Raw genomic sequence first — 18636 nt, forward strand, 5'->3', positions numbered from 1 at the left:
ACAAATTTGCTAATATTTTTAGCAAATTCAAAGTTGAATGAAGTTAAATTTTACTGCATGAAGAACCAATGCCACACGGGTTTTAACGCCAAATTTTTCAAAAAGCTGGTCCCTGTACCCATCGATGGTGCGGTTACTTACACACATTTCCTCTGCGATTTCCTTGTAAGATAAGTCGGTTCCGGCCAGTTCCAAAAATTCTATTTCGCGCTCTGTTAGAGAGATCCTGTCATTAGGCTCCTGCAGGTTATTTACCAACCGTTTGGTCACAAAGTCAGGATAGTACACGTCTCCTGAAGAAACATGATCCAGCGCCTGCTTAAACTCCCGCGGGTCCGAATCTTTCAGCAAATAACCTTTAATGCCACTTTTTAACAGGCGGATGACTTTATCGCTGTCTTCAAACATTGAAAGGATGATGATCTTGATTTTCGGGTGATTTTTCTTTAGCCAGTCTGCCGTTTCAAAACCATCCATAATGGGCATGTTGATGTCCAGCAGCACTACGTCCGGTTTATTCTCCGGATCAAGATGATCGCTAAAGTCGAGTCCGTTCGAGGCTTCCAGGATGACCTGGTAGCGCTCAAAGTTGCTAAGCAGCGTAGCTATTCCACTTCTGAACAGGCGATGGTCGTCAACCAGCGCGATTTTCGTAATACTCATTGAGCGTACAACTGATGTTTTTGTGGATTAAACAGGATTTCGATAATGCAACCCTGATTAACCTGACTAATAATGTGTGTTTCGGCGCCTATGAGAGCGGCCCTGTTGCGGATATTGGTCAGGCCCGAACCCAGCGTTTCTGTCGCGGTATCGAATCCTTTCCCATCATCGCCAACGGTCAAAGTAAACAAATCCGGGGAATATTTCAATGCGATGGTCAATCTTTTTGCACGCGCATGTTTCAGTGTATTATTGATGGCTTCCTGGAATACCCTGAAAAGGATCAGTTCGCTTTGCTGGTTGAGTTCAAACACCTCGCCTTCGGTTGTAACAGAAGTGTGGATGAGGCCGCTTCTGTTGAGCCTTTCAGCTTCCCGTTCGATCATTCCGCCCAGGCCAAGCCTGGAAATGAAATCGGTGCTGAGGCTTTTTGACAGGTCACGTACATCGGTGATCACATTGGCCACCAAATCGCTGCACTCCTGTACTTTTCCTTCACGCTGCTCAGCTTTCGTAACCGAGTAGCTGTTCAGTGTGAGTTTAACAAAAGATAATACCTGGCCAATATTATCATGCAATTCCTCGCTGATGTTACGAAAGGTTTCTTCCTGGATTTCGAGCTGGGTTTGAAGCAGTTCCTGCTGAAAATTCTGCTTAAGCTGGCTGATGGCTTTCTGATGGGTAAAATAACGGCGCTGGTAAAGAAAAAGAATGGTAACGATAAACGCGACGAACACGAATATCACGACCGTTGTAACCAACAGTATCAGAAGGAAATCCGGATCATTATTGGGTGAGGCTGAACCCGCGGCCATTTTTGCTGTGTTTAGGTACAGGCAAAAATGCGAATAAAGTGGCAATTAAATAAAAAAACGCACCCATCAACGTGCGTTTTTATTTTAAATTATGATACTATTTCATGCTTCAACCTGGAGGTCGCTATAAAAACATTCCAATTTTCACGTATTAAAAAAGCTGGTTTTTCAAATAGATTGAAGAAGGTGAAGCTTCTTTTTTACAAGCAAAAAGGCGATAATAATGCAGATATCCATAATAATATTCATGATATATTGCACCGGGCTTAAATGTATGAGCGACATGAGTTTTTCCGGAAATTTAACAAGATAGCTGAATATGCTGAAGAACACCAGGCTGAAAGAGTAATATATCAGCAAACCGGTGTTTGAAATAAAAACGGGATAGTTGATCGGATTGACAATGTTTTTTTGCAGAAATAACCGGGCGATGTAAGTTAAGCCGCAAATAACCACAAAAGCCGACTTAAATATAACCGTATAAGACGGTGTATATGGAGGCCGTTGGATATATAAAGTATTAAAAAAAGCAAATAAAATAAATAAAACTGTGACAAGTATGATGCTTTTTCTAATCGCTTTGTTGTCTAGCAACGCATAATAAAAGAAGGCAAAAGTGGTGAATTCTATCTGATTATAGAAGAACATGAAATAATTTTTATTCCATAATAAAGGAGAAACCCAAACTCCCAGCTCAACAATCGCAGAAATCAGCACGATAAGAAAAACCCGCCTTAGCAACGGGTCCATATAACTAAACTTAGCAACTCCAATTATAAATGAGCATACCAATACAAAATAGGTTATCCCAAGCAGTATAGTCATCTAAAAATCGTCTTTTGGGCAGATTGGCGGGCATGCGCCGAGATCTTCATAGATTTCGCCGGATTCAGTTATACTTTTTTCTTCACCGTCCGCACCTATAATAACCAAAGTATGTGTCGGATCAAATGTTTCCGCGACTTCGGCTGTATTTTTAGCGATGTAAAAGCGCACATATTGACAATCTTTCTGGTCGATCACTGCCCGGATCATGTCCGCATCAATGGTTAATGATAACAACTTATCTTTAGTGTTATCTCCCTGATAATTTTTAATCAACTTTTTCGCTTCGTCGAGCGTAATTTTTTTCCCTGGCATAATTAATTTTTGCCAAAGATATTCGGCTGAAGATATTTCCACGATAAAAAATCACCCTTTTTAATACCGTGTTTTTACGGGTGTAAGAGAGGGTGTTCTGCGTTGATAAACTCATACCTGTAAACATCACCGGTTTTTGACAAGACAATGTGATATGTCTTATCCTGCCTTTTAAGGTACCCGCAAGGGCTCTTCTCCGTACTTTCTTTGGCGGTTGTTAGGCGGAAAGGCTCGTTTTGCTCATCAGAGCCGAAGCAGAACCCCGAAAGAGCAGAAGAGCCGCCGAACACGGGATAAATTCCCACCCTGAATTGCCGTGTTTTAACGCAGCTAAAAAGCGTGTTATCACTTCTCAAAAATCCTCTTCCGCTTTGCATTTTTAACAAAATTTGAAAATTATAACAAACGGCGGATAAAGTGTATATTAACGTCGCCTTAATTATAAACCGGTTCACAGAGCGTCACACGTGCCCCCAGCCCTGTTTTACCACCATTTTCTTTCGATAAAAAGCCTTTTGGTAAAAAATATATGTGGAATCATTTGAGAACTGCTGAGCCTCTGCGTTTCATTTCCGGCTATTTGCGACTGTTCCTGTTGTCAATGCTGTTGGTTGCCTGTTCGGAGATCCGTCTGGTTGGCGCTTATGATGAAGTAACAGATCTCGGCATTCAGCAGGTCCAGGGCGAGGTTTCATCCCTGTTCGTCACGCTGGAAAAGAATATCCTTACTAACGACTTGCAGAGTAATTCATACAACAACTTTAAGAATACTTACAACCAGATTGACGGACAGATTGAAAGTTTGCAGATCCGTTGCGGCGCCTTGCCCAAATACAACCAGGTATTGAAGCAGGTAAACCTGCTCGACAGCAATATGCATTTGATGGAAAAATTTCACCGCTCGGCCGGGATCACTGACACGTTGACGATCGGCTTGCTAAAGCGAACTATGGTTGTTTCGTTCCGCTCTATGATCGTGGTTCAAAATGCACTCAAACGTGAAAAAATTAAATAATCCATGGCTATACTGAATGTTTCTGACCTGTTAAATACGATGCTCGGCGCGGCGAAGGAAAGCGCAGCGGAAAAATGGCCGGTGATGAAGGATCTCGCTACGCTGTCGTTCAAAAATATCTCGCAAAACCTGGTGCAGATCGAGCTGATGAAGTTGAAGGGAACGATAACCGAAGAACAGTCGAAACTGCTGATCGAAATGCAGAAGAACGCTTTTAAGATGATGCTGCTGGCTCAGGAAACGGTCGGCTTGCTGATCGTGGAGCACACATTAAACGCCGCGTTAGATGCGGTTCGGGCCGTTGTAAATACAGCAGTTGGCTGGACAATCATTTAAACCTCCATATAATGAAAATCTCAAACCACTTACTTTTTGACAATGAAGGCAAACAGGTTAGCTTTAAACCAACCCCTAATAAAGGCGGAAGGTACACACCGCAATACCTGGTGATGCATTACACGGCGGCAACAACGGCCGAATCAGCTATCAGCTGGTTCATGACCCCCATTGCCCAGGCTTCGGCGCATTTGCTGATCGACCGCGATGGCACGGTTACACAATTTGCCGCCTTCAACATCATTTGCTGGCACGCCGGTAAAAGTCAGTGGAACGGGCTGGTTGGTATGAACCAGTTTTCAATCGGTATTGAGCTGGTTAATGCAGGGCGTTTACAAAAAAGCGGCGACAAGTGGATTTGCCCGGTCGACCAACAGCATGTGGCCGACGACGAGGTCATCATCGCTACCCATAAAAATGAAAATACTCCGGCTGCCTGGCAGCAATATTCAGGAAAACAGCTGGAAGTAGCTATAGAGATTGCAGCGCTGCTGGTTAAAACGTATGGCCTGAAAGATGTTGTCGGTCATGATGATATATCGCCTATCCGAAAGTCAGACCCCGGGCCGGCATTTCCGACGGGCAGTTTCCGGTCGAAAGTGATGGGGCGGAAAGATGAAACTATCGGCGAATTTATCACTGCGGAAGATCTGAACATCCGCTCGGGCGCAGGCACGGCATTCAGCACCTTGTCTGATCCGCTGCCGAAAGGAACCAAGGTATCACTGCTCAAAAGTGAAGGAACCTGGAGCTTTGTCGAAGTTATGGAAACGGTTCACGGGATTATGGACCTGGAGGGCTGGGTATCAAGTAAATTTTTGATTAAAGCGTGATTATGACACCGAAACAATTAACCCCTCAGCAGCAACAGGCATACGATAACCTGAAAGTTGACAAAAACAACCGACTGGTTTTAAGCCTTGACGGAGGCGGCGTACGCGGAATTTTAACCCTGCAGCTGCTGAAAAAAATAGAAGAAATTGCCGGCATACCCTGTTTTGAACTTTTCGACCTGGTAGCGGGTACGTCCACCGGGGGCATTATTGCCGGCCTGATCAGCTCCGGAAAAACTGCCGTTGAGATAGAAAGCTTGTATAAGCAATTCGTGTCGAAAGTGTTTCTTAAAAGAGGAATTCTGGCTAACCAGTTTCTTAATCCGCCAGCATATGATAAAAAGAATTTCCGGTCGGCGCTTAAGGCATTGATTGGAAATATTACGCTCGAGGAAGCACACAAAACTACCGGCGTCGATCTGCTGATCACAGCGAAGGACGTAACGGATAACGAGGAAACGTTTTTCACCTGTTTCGAAAACAACGGAACGATTAACGGAACTTACAAAGATGCGCTGCTGCGGACGGTTATGGAAGCTACCATGTCTGCTCCGACATATTTTCATCCGCTGGAACGTTTTATAGACGGCGGCACCACTACCTACAACAATCCAACCACGGCAGCCTTCCTTGAAGCGGTTTGCTACAGCGGTTCCGGAAAGTATGTGGCGGATAACATGACAATTTTCAGCATGGGCACAGGCAGAAAAGTGCAGTCTGTTACACCTGAAAGAGCAGCCGAACCCAAAGGATTAGACGCTTACTTCTGGCTGATGTATGTGATGGACGAATCCGGCCAGGACGCCAGCTCAATGCAGTCGGATATTTTCAGAAGCGGCTTTTTGAAAACCGATTTCAGGCGGTTCCAGATTTCGCTGGATACATTTGCGATCCATAAAATCCCCGACAGGGATATTAAAGCGCTTAATATTACCAATGCCGATTGGTTAAGCGAGCTGACTATGGAGGAATTGAGTGCCATACAAATGGACGATGTATCAAAGTTTGACCTTCTGACAGAAATCGGGCAGGCAATGGTTGAATACATCATGATAAAAAACAAATTTACCCGCGACCTTAACGATACGCCGTCGAAAAGGGACGAGCTCGTAACGGCATTTAACGGAGTACCTCAAATTAAGCCGAAAGTAAAATTAGCCTCGTGGATTGATAGTGAACCAAGCTAAAGTTATGTAATGAAACGATTTTCATTAGACCGGAATCAGATAGTTGTGCTTATCACACTATTGGTTGTTATTTTTTTAGCGGCCAGCTATTTCTTCATCTATCTTCCGGGAAATGAACTAACGATTCAAAAACAACGTTTCCGCACGCTTCAAAATGTTGATGTAAATATCCATTCAAAGATTGATAATAATGTTGCGCTGTTGAATAATCTGCTCTCAGCTTATTTCAGGCGGGATATTGATACCTCGCAAATCAACCATTACATTAAAACGTATCCGTCTAAAAATTTCAGGCTTTACCAGATCTCGCCTACGAATAAACCCGGCAGTTCTGTACTTTCAGACAGTGTCGCTGTTGTACAGGTTGATACGGTAACAAATCGTTTTGATCTTTCCTTAATTAAACAGTCGCCTAATTTAGCCTGGTATAAAATGGGAATGAAGTTCAGTTTCAGCCAGTTTATATCAGATCTGCTGCCCCCGTCCATTTTTGACCAATACATCATTTACAGCAAAGGAAAAGTTGTTTATCAGACATTCCCCTCAGGCATAAACGCCGTAAATCCCGATTCGGTGCAGGCCGTGAAAAATGGAATAAACAGCCAGGGGATAAAAGCCTTGTCCATTAATGGCCTTGAATATAAAATGTTTGTACAGGAGGTTGACCTGGGTTTCGGAAAAAAGTGGGTGATCACCGGCCTGGTGGATGAGCGGCGCTATCAGCATGAAAAAAGTCAGTTGCCGTCGGGACTGGTTTTGGCAATGCTGACCCTGGCGGTTGGTATGCTGTTATTTTTCCCTGTATTGAAGCTTTACCAGATGGGAAGCAATGACAGGCTTACCGTTCGTGATGGCGTATCGGCAATCGTAGTAGCGATGCTATTGATGTCGCTTGTGTTTTTTGCGTTCATCAAATACAACGTACGTCTGCGGCCAGACATTGCTCCAAACTCAAAGGAAAACATTGCCAATGGTCTTAGTTCGGCCTTTGATTATGAATTGAAAAAAGCTTATGAAACGATGCTTGCGCTCGATCAACTTCATAACCATTCAACATTTAACTTGCGGAATATCCGTTCTGACAGTATTTCTCCGGGCACCGCTTATTACCGTAAAAAAGATACCGTAACAGATGCTTTTCTTCAGTCGGTAAAAAAAGAGACGGCGAAAGTCAAAATTGCCCAGATCTTTTGGCTGAATAAAAAAGGTGACGAGATTTCCAACTGGAACGCGGCCACAATGAATGCGCCGTTAAACAATTTTGCGAACCGGGAATATTTTAAAGAGGTTATTTCGGATATACAGCAACCGCCGATTGCTTATAAAAATAAGCGGTTTTTTATTGAACCGGTCGTTTCACGGACTACCGGTACTTTTACTACGGTTATATCGACCCGTTCGGCCTTTGGTACAGACAGGAATCCGGTTGTAGTAGCCATGTCGTTTAAAATGACCGATCTAGAAAAGGCTGTTTTACCGCTGGGATATCAGTACGCCGTAATTGACCGGAATGGAAAAGTTCAGTATCACTCGGATCCGTCAAAAAATTTAAATGAAAACCTTCTTGATGAGTTTTCGGAAAGCAAGCGCCTGTTAAGTAGTTTGCAGGCTAACAACCAGGATGATTTCACGACTCAATATTTTAATAACGAATACAATATTTTATTCAGGCCCCTGAAAAATTTGCCCTTTTACCTGGTTATCATGGGTGATACCGTTCATAAAGAAACCCGCGATATGGAGGTTTACTGCTTTACAACAGCTTTAATGTTTAGCGCGTTCCTTTTCCTATCCTTACAGCTCATCGCAATTTTTGTTATTTCCTCACGCCGGTCTTTCTTTAAGAAGCAGTTATTTGACACAAGCTGGGTTGGGCCTAAAATAAATTCTCATTTGGAATATGTACTTGCCAGCCTGGCTTACCTGTTTCTGATAATTATGTTAGGCCTGTTTAGCCGTATTGCGAGCGTGCTTACCTACCTGTTTATTCTTTTGTTCACGGTGACATTTGTCGGCATAATTTTAAACAGCCTTTTTGCTGCCAGGTATAAGCAGCTTCAAAACCTGACGAATTATGCCTATAAGGTTTTATCGCTAAGGTGGCTCATCGTTTTTGTAGTGGTGATGGATATCATCGCGCTGACGCAACTAACTGTCTGGCATTTTGCGGTGATGCTTGTGTTTGAAGCTATATCGGCGCTTTCACTTATCGTGCTATTGAGATGGCGGCTTACAATTGCGGATGATCTGAGAAGAGTTTTCGGTGAGCGCATTGTGAGCGGGGTCTCATATACAGGCAGTTTCGCACTGATGTCGTTGCTTCGGTTGATAATCACCAGCGGTATTCCGGTTTTCTTTTTTTACATCATTGCATACAATTATGAGCAAAATTTAAGCACACGTTATAGGCACGTTCAATTCGCTGAAAAACTAAAAGCCGCTGGGCTAATGAACCAGTCGCTGGAAGGAAAAATAGGAAAACAGGTTTTCACAGATAACTCCTGGATAAAGACAGTTAGGCCGGTTATCGCGAAAGATATTCGATCTGAAAACAACCAGGGAGATTCACTGGAAGATTTGCGAACAAGTAATTTCCTGAACTTGTTCCGCTTTTATCAAAATGATCAGGCTGCGAATATTGCACATTTTAATACTTCCGCTTCATCAGATTCCTCGTATGTTTTTAACCGGATTTTTAAAAGTGCGTTAACGGGTAATGGAGGCACGGTGACTTATTATAAAACAGGAATCGGCGATACGCTGCTGCGAATAAGTTCATTTGATTTGAGTTATAAGTTGCCGACATTCTTTAGCCTGAAGCCAATGGTTAGCCTGAAAGGGTTTTTGTACTGGACCTTATTGCTCATCGCCTTATGTGGTTTTTATGTTTTCGTTTATAGTGTGTTGCAGCAGCTTTTTGCTTACAACCTGCCAAAGCTCGAACGTTGGAACGATATAGACGAGCAGGTGCTGAAGGACAACCGTCTGAATAAGCTGATGTTTATTATCGGCCTGCCGGGCTCCGGGAAATTGAAATACCTGACAGATCACATAAGCAACGGAACTATCAAAGGCCCTTCGGGCGAAGACCTGAGGCTTAATGGAGACGAAAACCAGAATGTTTTCATATTCGATGTGATTAATATTCCTGATTCTGAAGAAGAGCGTAAAGGCAGCCGGTCGTGGATTGATTTGCTAAAAAAGCTTTTCAGTAACAAAAATAAAATGATTATCCTCAATCATTTTGAATACAATATTCAGGACGCCGCAACCAATCGCGTTAAGCTGAATATCCTGGAACAGTTAATGCTCAGCAACATAGGAAAGGTTATTATCCTGTCGACGGTTCATCCTATCGCCTTCCTGGATTCCGTTAATGAGCAGGCTGCTATAGCCGGGTCATTTGCCGGTAATGACCTTGAGCGCTGGCATGTTTTGTTTGGACATTTTCATACCATGCTTATCCCGCTAAAAACAGATTATATCGAAAGTGAAGAAAATTGGGAAAAAGTCATTTTCCGCGAAACCGAATACACTCACTTTTTAAATGATCTCCGTCCTGCCGTTTTAAAAGCGGCAACCGATATGCATCCCAACGGAGAATTGCAACAAATTGATGAGCTGGCGTTTAAATTACAGTTTAACGCCCATTACTTTTACATGTATATCTGGCAGTCGCTGACTAAGGAAGAAAAATTCCTTTTATATGATTTGGCGGAGGACGGCCTCGTGAACTCTTTCGACGACTATAACTTAAGTATGCTGATCTCAAAAGGTGTTGTAATAAGGGTTGAGGGCACCTTAAGGGTTTTCAACAAGGGATTCAGAAATTTTATTCTTACTGCAATCGGAAATTCGGAGGCTGCAAAAATTAAAAAACTAATGCTGGATAACGGCAATTGGAATAAGCTAAAAACGCCGCTTATTGTAGTTGTGATAGCGATTTTAGGATTTTTGCTCGCGTCACAGCAACAAACCTATTCGCGGGTAATCACTTACATTACCGCATTTGCTGCAGGTGTGCCTACCTTACTTAAGCTATTTTCCGTTTTTGACAAGAAAACCGATACCTGACAAAAATTGCAAACAAACCGAATGTCCGGCTAGTTAATTCCTGAAAAGGAACAATGGAAAACTCAGATAATAACAAACAGAAGGCATCAAATGCTATTAAAGATCCCGATGATTGGACAACAGGAGACGAACAAATGACAGGAGCGCAAGCTTCCTATTTAAAAACACTTTCTGACGAAGCCGGCGAGCCCTTTGATGATAAGCTTACAAAGGCCGAAGCGTCAAAACGAATTGACGAACTGCAGCATAAAACCGGTCGGGGTTTATCTTCCGAAGATTAATGGGAATAAGGAAAATTCTCCAGCGCAGTTTCAGAAACCCTGTTATTAAACTATCAAACCGCCTTTCAAGCCATCCGGTAAAAAGACGGGTGCATGGATCCCTGACAAGGTTGTATCATAGTATCATAAACAAGCCAGGTGGAAAGGGTTTTGTGGTTAACTTTAGTGCTGAAGATAAATTCATCATTTTTTCGGATCACCACAAAGGGGCCAAAGATGGTGCGGACGACTTCAAATGCTCGGAGCACAACTTTTTGAGCGCCCTGGATTTTTATAATAAAAACGGATTCACCTATGTATGTCTTGGTGATAGTGAAGAGCTTTGGGAAAACACCTTGCTACAGGTGTCACGGCATAACAAAAAGTCGTTTGAAGCTGAGAAGCAATTCCTGGAACGTGGTGCCTTTATTAAAATATTTGGCAATCATGATCTTTACTGGGGCAATGATCCGCTTGCCCCTGTAAGTTTAAATTTAATTTACGGGCAACCGGTTAAAATTAGCGAAGGGTTGATTCTGCAAACAGAGATTAATGGCAGCAAACTCGAAATCTTTCTCACGCACGGCCATCAGGGCGATTCGCAGAGTGACGGAAACTGGTTCAGTAAATGGTTCGTGTCGACGGTTTGGGCTCCCTTTCAATCGTACTTGCGGATAAATCCAAATACGCCGGCAAACAATAACCAGTTAAAAACTCTTCACAACCGCTTTATGTATGAGTGGAGTGCCCGATATAAAAATCTCGTTTTAATTACCGGTCATACACATCAACCGGTTTTTGCTTCGCTTACTCACCTTGAAATGCTTTATCGCGATTTAAGTGCTGCTAAAAAAGCAAACGACTCCCAGCTGTCGAAGCAATTAATGAAAAAGATAGATTTGCTTACTGGCCAGGGCGATTTAATTCCGGATTTCCCTGTGTATAAGCCGAGCTATTTTAATAGCGGATGCTGTTGTTACGACGATGGAGACATAACCGGAATTGAAATTGCAGATGGAAACATCTTACTTGTTAAATGGAAACGTGTCAAAGGCTTGGCTCAACGTGAAGTCTTGGTGCAGGCCGCTTTGACCGATTTGCTTGAATAACATAGCAAGCGGCATAATAAATTTTCCGTCTCAGGCCTCTATTAAAAATACAAATAACTCCTTCGGTCCATGAGCTCCCAAAACAAGCGTCTTCTCAATATCTGCCGTCCTGCTTGGTCCCGTTATAGTTGAAATCATCGAAGGCAGGTCTCCCTGGTATTTATCTTTTATGCGCTTAAACGCATCTTTCAAATCGGGGACTAATTGAGACGTATAAGCCAGTACAATATGTTGATGCGGATAAATACTTAAACGGCGGCCGGCGGCATTGCCATTGGACACCATTATACTGCCATTTCGGGCTACCAATGATTCGCATAAGGTAATCCCGACCTCGGCTTGCAGAAAATCGGTATCTGTACTATAAAAAGGAAATTCGTAGCGGGCAAGGATTTCCTGCAGATCAGGCTCCCAACAATATATTTTTCGCCAGGAACGTTCATCTGCTAATGCAAGCAGGTTTTCAATAAACTGGATTTCGTCTTCACAAAAAACAAATTTACCCGAAACTGCCGTGAATTGCTCGGCGAACTGAACTTCCAGGATTTCGTCACTGGGTTCATAAATGGGCAAATCTTCCAGGTTAGGATAGGGGTTATCCCTTTTCTCTAATAAAGCTTTGCGGATTTTCTTTAGAAGCTTCTCTTTCGGAGTGGTGTTGTCTTTCATAGAAAAAACAAGCCACGAAGTCATTCAACCCCGTGGCATGTTTAAAATTTTACTTGGTGGCCTCTGTCGGGCTGTTATCTTCAATAGCATCGCCGGTAATCGGCTCTGCCACCTCTTTTGGAATTGCGTTATTGTCGTGGTCCGGATTCATTACCGCTTCGCCATTAACGAATTTTTCGTAAGTCGTTTGCTTGTCAAATGGACGTTTCCCTAAAATCTCTTCAAGATCACTTTGGAACAGAACCTCTTTTTCGAGAAGCTTGGCAGCAAGTTTTTCAAGCCCGTCGCGTTTCGAATTTAACAAGACCTTGGTACGTTGATAAACTTCGTCAACCAGTTTTCGAACTTCTTCGTCGATGATCTCTGCAGTGGTATCAGAATACGGCTTGTTAAACTGGTATTCGCCCTGCGGATCGTAAAACGAAATATTTCCGACCTTTTCGTTCATGCCATAAATTTTTGTCATGGCATAAGCAAGTTTGGTAATACGTTCCAGATCGCTGAGCGCTCCTGTAGAAATTTTACCGAATACGATATCTTCCGCAACACGGCCGCCCATGGATACGCACATCTCGTCGTGTAATTGCTCCGTTGTATGCAGAAATTGTTCTTTTGGCAGATATTGCGCATAGCCTAATGCGGCAACGCCACGCGGAACAATCGAAACCTTAACCAATGGATCAGCGTGTTCCAAAAACCAGCCAGAAATAGCATGTCCCGCTTCGTGATAAGCCACAATGCGTTTTTCTTCAGGAGATATAATCTTATTTTTCTTTTCCAAGCCTCCGATCACACGGTCGATCGCGTCCTGGAAATCCTGCATATCGACAGCCTGTTTATCTTTACGTGCGGCAATTAAAGCAGCCTCGTTACAAACGTTGGCAATCTCGGCTCCGGCAAATCCCGGGGTTTGTGCAGAAAGTTTTTTCGCGTCAACGTCTGCCTGTAATTTTAACGGCTGAAGGTGAACTTTGAAAATTTGCTCACGGCCATTCAAATCCGGTTTGTCGATCGATATCTGGCGGTCAAAGCGGCCTGGGCGAAGTAATGCCGAATCCAGCACATCCGGACGGTTGGTTGCGGCCAGGATAATAATACCCGAGTCGGTTCCGAAACCATCCATTTCAACCAATAACTGGTTCAATGTGTTCTCACGCTCGTCGTTTCCACCAACAATATTGTTTTTTCCACGGGCACGGCCAATGGCATCAATCTCATCAATGAAAATAATACACGGTGCTTTGTCCTTAGCTTGTTTAAACAAATCACGAACACGTGACGCTCCGACTCCGACAAACATCTCAACGAAATCCGAACCTGACAGAGAGAAGAACGGAACCTGCGCTTCGCCGGCAACGGCTTTTGCAAGCAATGTTTTACCCGTACCCGGCGAACCGACAAGTAAAGCTCCCTTCGGAATTTTACCTCCCAGGTTGGTGTATTTTTTTGGATTTTTCAAGAAGTCAACGATTTCCATTACTTCCTGTTTTGCTTCCTCTAGGCCGGCAACGTCGTTAAAAGTTACGTTAACCTGCGATTCTTTATCAAAAAGCGTCGCTTTTGATTTTCCAATGCTGAATATCTGTCCGCCAGCGCCACCGCCAGCTGCTCCGCCCATACGGCGCATGATGAATATCCAGAAGCCGATGAATAATAATACCGGAACAATTACCTGCAGGAACCAGTTTCCAAAGAAGCTCTCCCTTGATTCGATGCTGAGGGGCGGCCGCATCTCAGCCGGCATATCTTTTTCTGAATCCTTCAATTTAGCTTGTAAAGCATCAAAAGAACCATCAGTAAATGTAAACTGAGGCCCTTGCGATGACATACTGAAATTGCTCTTTTTGCTTACTTCGCTGTATTTCGGCAGGCTAAGACTATCTTTTTTGATATAAACCTCAACAACTATCAGGTCGTTGTTTTTATAAGCAACCAATTTTTGAACATCTCCCGACCGCAACATATTGCTTTCAAACCGCTGATAATCGATCTGCTGTGCACTGTTGCTGTTAAATAAGTACTGAACGGCGAATAAACCAATGATAATAGCCGCATACAGCCACATGATGTTGAAGCGCGGTGGTTTGGGAACTATCTTTTTACCGGGGATCTTTTTGATGGTTTTTCTCTTTTTATCGGATGTAATTTCTTTCATTTTAAGTAATTCCAAACAGGATTGTAAAAACGTTTTTAAATAAATGATCAGGCACTTTGGAAATATTTCATTTCAGCATCTCCCCACAATTCCTCGATTCCATAAAATTGCCTTTTTTCTGTTCGGAAGACATGAATAACAACATCTATATAATCCAATATAATCCAATCAGCATTCGCAAGACCCTCTTTATGTACGGGCTCCTGTTTCAAAGCTTTATATATTTCTTCTTCGACACTTAATGCGAGAGCTTTTACTTGTGTGCCTGATTCAGCATGGCAAATAACAAAGTAGTCTGCTACAGAGCTATGAATGTTTCTGAGGTCCAGCCTTACTATTTCATTACCCTTTTTCTCCTGCATCCCATGTATTGCCAATTCTGTAATGTAAGCTGAATCTTTCAGGATTTTGTTTTTTGCCATTAAAAAAATTTAGTTTTGAAAATTAATAAGCTTTTAAATATTGCAAAATAACACTTTTTCAAGATTATTTCTAGGTCAAAATGTTGTCAGGTTATCTAAAATTGATTCCACTAATAGTTACCTAAAGGAAATTCTGTCAAATTCTGCGCCAGTACCGGAAGGAACTGTAATTATGGCAGACGAGCAGTTTGCCGGCCGCGGTCAATCAACCAACAGCTGGTACTCCGAGCCTGGAAAAAATTTAACGGTTAGCCTGCTTTTAAATCCCCGCTTTCTAAGTGTTGGTCAACAGTTTCTTCTTAATAAAGCCATCAGTACAAGTATAAACGATGTTTTGCGTCAAATTATTGGCAATGAGGTAAAAATAAAATGGCCCAATGACGTTTATTTTAAAAACAGCAAATCAGGCGGAATTCTAATCGAAAATATTATTCAGGGTAATCAATGGAAATATGCCATTATTGGCATTGGTTTAAACGTCAATCAGATCGAATTTCCCGACCTGGAAAGGCCAGTTTCATCAATTAAGAAAATCTTACAAGAGGATTATGATTTGGAACGTTTATTAGCTGAAATTTGCTGCGCTATAGAGGCGAGTTATCTAAAATTAAGAACATTAAACTTTAGCGGTCTTTCTGAATCATATTTGGAAAGGCTTTACAGATTTAATGAACTTGCCATGTTTAAAGCAAATGACAAATTATTCGAAGGAACAATTGTTGATGTGGACGACCAGGGTTTGCTGCATATTAAAACTGGAGAGAAAATAAGTACGTATACATTTAAAGAAGTAGAATTTATCAATTGATTATGAAGAAACTGAGTTTATTGGCTATCGCCATGTTGTTTTATGTTGCGTCTTTTTCGCAAATACTTGATCCTGTAAAATGGAGTTATGCGGCCAAGAAAACCAGCGCCACAGAAGCAACGATTTATATAAAAGCGACTATCCAATCTGGATGGCATATCTATTCACAGAATATCGCCGACGGCGGGCCTATAAAAACGTCGTTTACTTTCAATCCGTCAAAATCATATTTGTTAGCCGGCAAAACGATTGAGCCTAAACCGATAACCAAATACGAGCAGACTTTCAAAATGAACGTAAGTTATTTTGAGAACGCGGTAATCTTTCAGCAGAAAGTTAAATTAAAATCAACGACTGCAATCGTGAGCGGCTCTTTGGAATTTATGGCTTGCAATGATAAGCAATGTCTTCCGCCAGAAGAGATCAAGTTTAGCGTTCCGGTAAAATAGTTTGATAAATTTTCTGATCCCAGAGATTAGCTCGTAGCCTTATCGGGCGTTTTAAAAATAACATGAAACTCAGACAAATTATATTACTGGTAGGTTTTCTTTTAACAATATCGTCTGTTAAGCTTTTTGCGCAAGATGATACTTCGACGGCAGGTCTTGAGTTTACCGACATAACCTCAGGTGCGGAACCGGCAAAAGATTCGGTCAAAAAAGATACGGCTAAACCAAAAGCCGAGGCTGTTGCAGCGAAACCAATCCAGAATTCCGAAAAGCATAAAACTCTCTGGGCAATATTTCTGGAAGGATTTTTAGGAGGATTTGCAGCGCTTATAATGCCGTGCATTTTTCCTATGCTTCCATTAACAGTATCGTTTTTTACCAAACGGGGTGGTTCAAAAGCTAAGGGTGTATCACAGGCTGTACTTTATGGATTATCGATCATTATTATTTATGTCCTGTTAGGATTTACCGTTTCACTGATCTTTGGGTCCGATGCGTTAAATGACCTGTCAACTAACGGTATCTTTAACTTCTTTTTCTTCCTGTTACTGGTTGTTTTTGGCGCTTCGTTTCTGGGCGCATTCGAGATCACCCTGCCAAGCAGCCTGGTAAACAAGATGGACGAAAAGTCCGACTCACGCGGTATTGCCGGCATATTTTTTATGGCTTTTACATTGGCTCTAGTGTCGTTTTCGTGCACCGGGCCGATTATCGGAACATTGCTGGTTGATGCAGCGTCCAAAGGCGAGCGACTGGCGCCGATCATGGGGATGTTTGGGTTCTCGCTGGCCTTAGCTTTGCCGTTTACATTGTTCGCTCTGTTCCCTTCATGGCTAAAGGCTTTGCCAAAATCCGGCGGATGGCTCAACAGCGTAAAGGTAGTGCTGGGCTTTCTGGAGCTTGCCTTCGCATTAAAGTTTTTATCGAATGTTGATTTAGCATATCACTGGAATTGGTTTGACCGTGAAGTTTTCCTGTCTCTCTGGATCATTATTTTTGCTCTTATGGGTTTATACCTTTTAGGCAAACTTAAATTTTCGCATGATAGCGATTTGCCATATTTGTCAGTAGCGCGAACGTTCCTGGCGATCATTGTCTTTTCATTTGTCGTGTACATGATACCGGGACTTTGGGGAGCACCGTTGAAATCTATCAGTGCATTTTTGCCACCCGCCACCACGCAGGATTTTGATTTATATTCTAATCGAAGCCTCGCTCCTTCTCAGCATATCGGTAGCGGTAAAAAGAAAAATGAAGAGATCTTTACACGTGCCACATCTCATGCCCTGGGTTTGGACGCTTATTTCGATTATGAGGAGGCTTTAAAAATCTCCCAGCAACAGAAAAAACCAGTATTGCTGGATTTTACAGGATGGAACTGCGTAAACTGCCGTAAGATGGAAAGCAATGTTTGGTCAGATCCGCGAGTGTTAAAAATGTTGCAGGAAGAATTTGTACTGGCCGAACTTTATGTGGATGACAAATCAGAGTTGCCAGAAAAGGAACGTTACACATCGAAGTACAGCGGCAAGGAGATATCGACAATTGGTAAGAAAAACAGTGATTTTGAAGCTTCGCGATTTGGAAGTAATTCACAACCTTTGTACGCAATTGTAAATAGTAACGGCGACTTACTTGTCCCCGCGCAGGGAGCCGACTATAATGCTGACAACTACTTAAACTTTTTGAAAAGCGGGATAACTGCTTTTAACCAATAGCATGGCTGAAACGATTAAGAATATTGGAGTTTTAACTTCGGGTGGCGATTCGCCCGGTATGAACGCGGCAATTCGTGCGGTTGTGCGTACTGCTTTATACTACAATCTGGAAATAACCGGAATTATGCGTGGCTACGAAGGCATGATAACTGGTGACATGTTTAAAATGGACAGAAAGTCTGTAGCCAACATTATACAACGTGGCGGAACAATTTTAAAGACGGCTCGTAGTGATGATTTCAGAACGAAAGAGGGAAGAGAACGTGCATACGAGCAGCTAAAAAAATTTAATGTTGACGCCCTGGTTGTAATCGGCGGCGATGGCACTTTTACCGGGGCAAGTGTTTTCCTCGACGAGTTTGACGTGCCTATTCTGGGCCTTCCCGGGACTATAGATAATGATTTGGCTGGCACCGATTATACTATCGGTTACGATACTGCGATCAATACCGTTGTCAATGCCGTTGACAAAATACGAGATACGGCAGAGTCTCACGACCGTTTATTCTTTGTTGAAGTAATGGGACGAGATTCGGGCCTAATTGCTTTAAGAAGTGGTATTGGGGTTGGAGCGGAAGCTATTCTTATTCCGGAATCAAAAACCGATGCCGGACATTTGTTTAAACGGCTGGAAGAAGGCCGAAAAGATAAGGCGTCAAAAATTGTCATCGTTGCCGAAGGCGATGATTCCGGGGACGTTTTTGAGATCGCCGAGCGGGTTAAAGAAAAATTCCCTAATTATGATACCCGTGTTTCAATCCTGGGGCATATTCAACGTGGCGGAAGCCCAACCTGTGGCGACAGGGTTTTAGCGAGTCGTTTAGGGGTAGCCGCTGTTGAATCTTTGATGGCTGGACAAAAAGGCGAAATGGTTGGCCTGGTTAACGGACAGATCGCCTTCACGCCGTTCAAACACGCCATTAAACATATCAGCGAGGTGAACCAGGGATTGCTCAAAATCGTTGAGATCCTGTCTCTATAAT

At 42.7% G+C, this 18636-nt stretch carries 19 protein-coding genes; 11 read left to right on the forward strand and 8 right to left on the reverse strand.

Features of this window, described 5'->3' with window-relative positions; all coding sequences use genetic code 11:
• Positions 1-27: 27 nt before the first annotated feature.
• The 5 genes from GS399_RS02425 to GS399_RS02445 all read right to left on the reverse strand — a co-directional run bounded on the left by GS399_RS02425 (position 28) and on the right by GS399_RS02445 (position 2995).
• Entirely contained in the window at positions 28-663 is a 636-nt protein-coding gene (locus GS399_RS02425) for a response regulator transcription factor (RefSeq protein WP_160842976.1), read from the reverse strand.
• Positions 660-1478 carry a sensor histidine kinase gene (locus GS399_RS02430; RefSeq protein ID WP_160842977.1) on the reverse strand — a complete coding sequence of 273 codons (819 nt, stop codon included), beginning with the start codon at positions 1476-1478 and terminating at the stop codon, positions 660-662. The genes GS399_RS02425 and GS399_RS02430 overlap by 4 nt, the downstream gene beginning before the upstream one ends.
• Before the next feature lie 168 nt (positions 1479-1646).
• Complete coding sequence (locus GS399_RS02435; protein WP_160842978.1) at positions 1647-2303, reverse strand: hypothetical protein; 657 nt, start codon at positions 2301-2303, stop codon at positions 1647-1649.
• Positions 2304-2618, reverse strand: coding sequence for a hypothetical protein (locus GS399_RS02440; protein ID WP_160842979.1), 315 nt, complete (start codon positions 2616-2618; stop codon positions 2304-2306).
• Between the two features lie 74 nt (positions 2619-2692).
• A complete protein-coding gene (locus tag GS399_RS02445; protein WP_160842980.1) occupies positions 2693-2995 on the reverse strand; it encodes a hypothetical protein in 303 nt (100 codons plus the stop codon).
• A gap of 152 nt (positions 2996-3147) precedes the next feature.
• On the opposite strand from GS399_RS02445, the gene GS399_RS02450 reads away from it, so the two are divergent.
• Genes GS399_RS02450 through GS399_RS02480 form a run of 7 tightly spaced genes read left to right on the forward strand, consistent with a single transcriptional unit; the run spans position 3148 to position 11432 of the window.
• Positions 3148-3633 (forward strand): hypothetical protein, encoded by a 486-nt coding sequence (locus tag GS399_RS02450; RefSeq protein ID WP_160842981.1) that lies wholly within the window; start codon positions 3148-3150, stop codon positions 3631-3633.
• 3 nt (positions 3634-3636) lie between these two features.
• Positions 3637-3969 carry a hypothetical protein gene (locus GS399_RS02455; RefSeq protein WP_160842982.1) on the forward strand — a complete coding sequence of 111 codons (333 nt, stop codon included), beginning with the start codon at positions 3637-3639 and terminating at the stop codon, positions 3967-3969.
• Positions 3970-3980: 11 nt separating this feature from the next.
• A complete protein-coding gene (locus GS399_RS02460; RefSeq protein ID WP_160842983.1) occupies positions 3981-4802 on the forward strand; it encodes an N-acetylmuramoyl-L-alanine amidase in 822 nt (273 codons plus the stop codon).
• 2 nt (positions 4803-4804) lie between these two features.
• Positions 4805-5989, forward strand: a complete 1185-nt coding sequence (locus tag GS399_RS02465) for a patatin-like phospholipase family protein (RefSeq protein ID WP_160842984.1) — start codon at positions 4805-4807, stop codon at positions 5987-5989.
• 9 nt (positions 5990-5998) lie between these two features.
• Positions 5999-10063 (forward strand): PDC sensor domain-containing protein, encoded by a 4065-nt coding sequence (locus GS399_RS02470; RefSeq protein WP_160842985.1) that lies wholly within the window; start codon positions 5999-6001, stop codon positions 10061-10063.
• Between the two features lie 53 nt (positions 10064-10116).
• The gene (locus GS399_RS02475) at positions 10117-10344 is read left to right on the forward strand and encodes a DUF3072 domain-containing protein (RefSeq protein ID WP_160842986.1); all 228 of its coding nucleotides are present in this window, start codon (positions 10117-10119) and stop codon (positions 10342-10344) included.
• A complete protein-coding gene (locus GS399_RS02480) occupies positions 10344-11432 on the forward strand; it encodes a metallophosphoesterase (protein WP_160842987.1) in 1089 nt (362 codons plus the stop codon). The genes GS399_RS02475 and GS399_RS02480 overlap by 1 nt, the downstream gene beginning before the upstream one ends.
• A 30-nt stretch (positions 11433-11462) precedes the next feature.
• Here GS399_RS02480 and GS399_RS02485 read toward each other — a convergent pair whose 3' ends face one another.
• The 3 genes from GS399_RS02485 to rsfS are packed head-to-tail and all read right to left on the reverse strand — an operon-like array spanning position 11463 to position 14678.
• Positions 11463-12101, reverse strand: coding sequence for a LutC/YkgG family protein (locus tag GS399_RS02485; RefSeq protein WP_160842988.1), 639 nt, complete (start codon positions 12099-12101; stop codon positions 11463-11465).
• A gap of 49 nt (positions 12102-12150) precedes the next feature.
• The gene (gene ftsH, locus GS399_RS02490; protein WP_160842989.1) at positions 12151-14256 is read right to left on the reverse strand and encodes an ATP-dependent zinc metalloprotease FtsH; all 2106 of its coding nucleotides are present in this window, start codon (positions 14254-14256) and stop codon (positions 12151-12153) included.
• A gap of 47 nt (positions 14257-14303) precedes the next feature.
• Positions 14304-14678, reverse strand: a complete 375-nt coding sequence (gene rsfS, locus GS399_RS02495; protein WP_160842990.1) for a ribosome silencing factor — start codon at positions 14676-14678, stop codon at positions 14304-14306.
• A gap of 40 nt (positions 14679-14718) precedes the next feature.
• Between rsfS and GS399_RS02500 the strand changes: the two genes are divergently transcribed.
• The 4 genes from GS399_RS02500 (at position 14719) to pfkA (ending at position 18635) form a co-directional block, all read left to right on the forward strand.
• Positions 14719-15486 carry a biotin--[acetyl-CoA-carboxylase] ligase gene (locus tag GS399_RS02500; RefSeq protein ID WP_160842991.1) on the forward strand — a complete coding sequence of 256 codons (768 nt, stop codon included), beginning with the start codon at positions 14719-14721 and terminating at the stop codon, positions 15484-15486.
• 2 nt (positions 15487-15488) lie between these two features.
• On the forward strand, positions 15489-15935 hold the full coding sequence (locus GS399_RS02505) for a protein-disulfide reductase DsbD N-terminal domain-containing protein (protein WP_160842992.1): 447 nt from the start codon (positions 15489-15491) through the stop codon (positions 15933-15935).
• Between the two features lie 62 nt (positions 15936-15997).
• Positions 15998-17653, forward strand: a complete 1656-nt coding sequence (locus GS399_RS02510; RefSeq protein WP_160842993.1) for a protein-disulfide reductase DsbD family protein — start codon at positions 15998-16000, stop codon at positions 17651-17653.
• A gap of 1 nt (position 17654) precedes the next feature.
• Positions 17655-18635, forward strand: a complete 981-nt coding sequence (gene pfkA / locus GS399_RS02515; RefSeq protein WP_160842994.1) for a 6-phosphofructokinase — start codon at positions 17655-17657, stop codon at positions 18633-18635.
• The last annotated feature ends 1 nt before the right edge of the window (position 18636 follow it).

The organism is Hufsiella arboris, from assembly GCF_009834875.1.
Classification (GTDB): Bacteria; Bacteroidota; Bacteroidia; order Sphingobacteriales; family Sphingobacteriaceae; genus Hufsiella_A; species Hufsiella_A arboris.

Excerpts from the sequence above, each read along its gene's own strand:
- GS399_RS02425 (WP_160842976.1), bottom strand. The coding sequence starts at position 663 with ATGAGTATTACGAAAATCGCGCTGGTTGACGACCATCGCCTGTTCAGA.
- GS399_RS02430 (WP_160842977.1), bottom strand. The coding sequence starts at position 1,478 with ATGGCCGCGGGTTCAGCCTCACCCAATAATGATCCGGATTTCCTTCTG.
- GS399_RS02435 (WP_160842978.1), bottom strand. The coding sequence starts at position 2,303 with ATGACTATACTGCTTGGGATAACCTATTTTGTATTGGTATGCTCATTT.
- GS399_RS02440 (WP_160842979.1), bottom strand. The coding sequence starts at position 2,618 with ATGCCAGGGAAAAAAATTACGCTCGACGAAGCGAAAAAGTTGATTAAA.
- GS399_RS02445 (WP_160842980.1), bottom strand. The coding sequence starts at position 2,995 with ATGCAAAGCGGAAGAGGATTTTTGAGAAGTGATAACACGCTTTTTAGC.
- GS399_RS02450 (WP_160842981.1), top strand. The coding sequence starts at position 3,148 with ATGTGGAATCATTTGAGAACTGCTGAGCCTCTGCGTTTCATTTCCGGC.
- GS399_RS02455 (WP_160842982.1), top strand. The coding sequence starts at position 3,637 with ATGGCTATACTGAATGTTTCTGACCTGTTAAATACGATGCTCGGCGCG.
- GS399_RS02460 (WP_160842983.1), top strand. The coding sequence starts at position 3,981 with ATGAAAATCTCAAACCACTTACTTTTTGACAATGAAGGCAAACAGGTT.
- GS399_RS02465 (WP_160842984.1), top strand. The coding sequence starts at position 4,805 with ATGACACCGAAACAATTAACCCCTCAGCAGCAACAGGCATACGATAAC.
- GS399_RS02470 (WP_160842985.1), top strand. The coding sequence starts at position 5,999 with ATGAAACGATTTTCATTAGACCGGAATCAGATAGTTGTGCTTATCACA.
- GS399_RS02475 (WP_160842986.1), top strand. The coding sequence starts at position 10,117 with ATGGAAAACTCAGATAATAACAAACAGAAGGCATCAAATGCTATTAAA.
- GS399_RS02480 (WP_160842987.1), top strand. The coding sequence starts at position 10,344 with ATGGGAATAAGGAAAATTCTCCAGCGCAGTTTCAGAAACCCTGTTATT.
- GS399_RS02485 (WP_160842988.1), bottom strand. The coding sequence starts at position 12,101 with ATGAAAGACAACACCACTCCGAAAGAGAAGCTTCTAAAGAAAATCCGC.
- ftsH (WP_160842989.1), bottom strand. The coding sequence starts at position 14,256 with ATGAAAGAAATTACATCCGATAAAAAGAGAAAAACCATCAAAAAGATC.
- rsfS (WP_160842990.1), bottom strand. The coding sequence starts at position 14,678 with ATGGCAAAAAACAAAATCCTGAAAGATTCAGCTTACATTACAGAATTG.
- GS399_RS02505 (WP_160842992.1), top strand. The coding sequence starts at position 15,489 with ATGAAGAAACTGAGTTTATTGGCTATCGCCATGTTGTTTTATGTTGCG.
- GS399_RS02510 (WP_160842993.1), top strand. The coding sequence starts at position 15,998 with ATGAAACTCAGACAAATTATATTACTGGTAGGTTTTCTTTTAACAATA.
- pfkA (WP_160842994.1), top strand. The coding sequence starts at position 17,655 with ATGGCTGAAACGATTAAGAATATTGGAGTTTTAACTTCGGGTGGCGAT.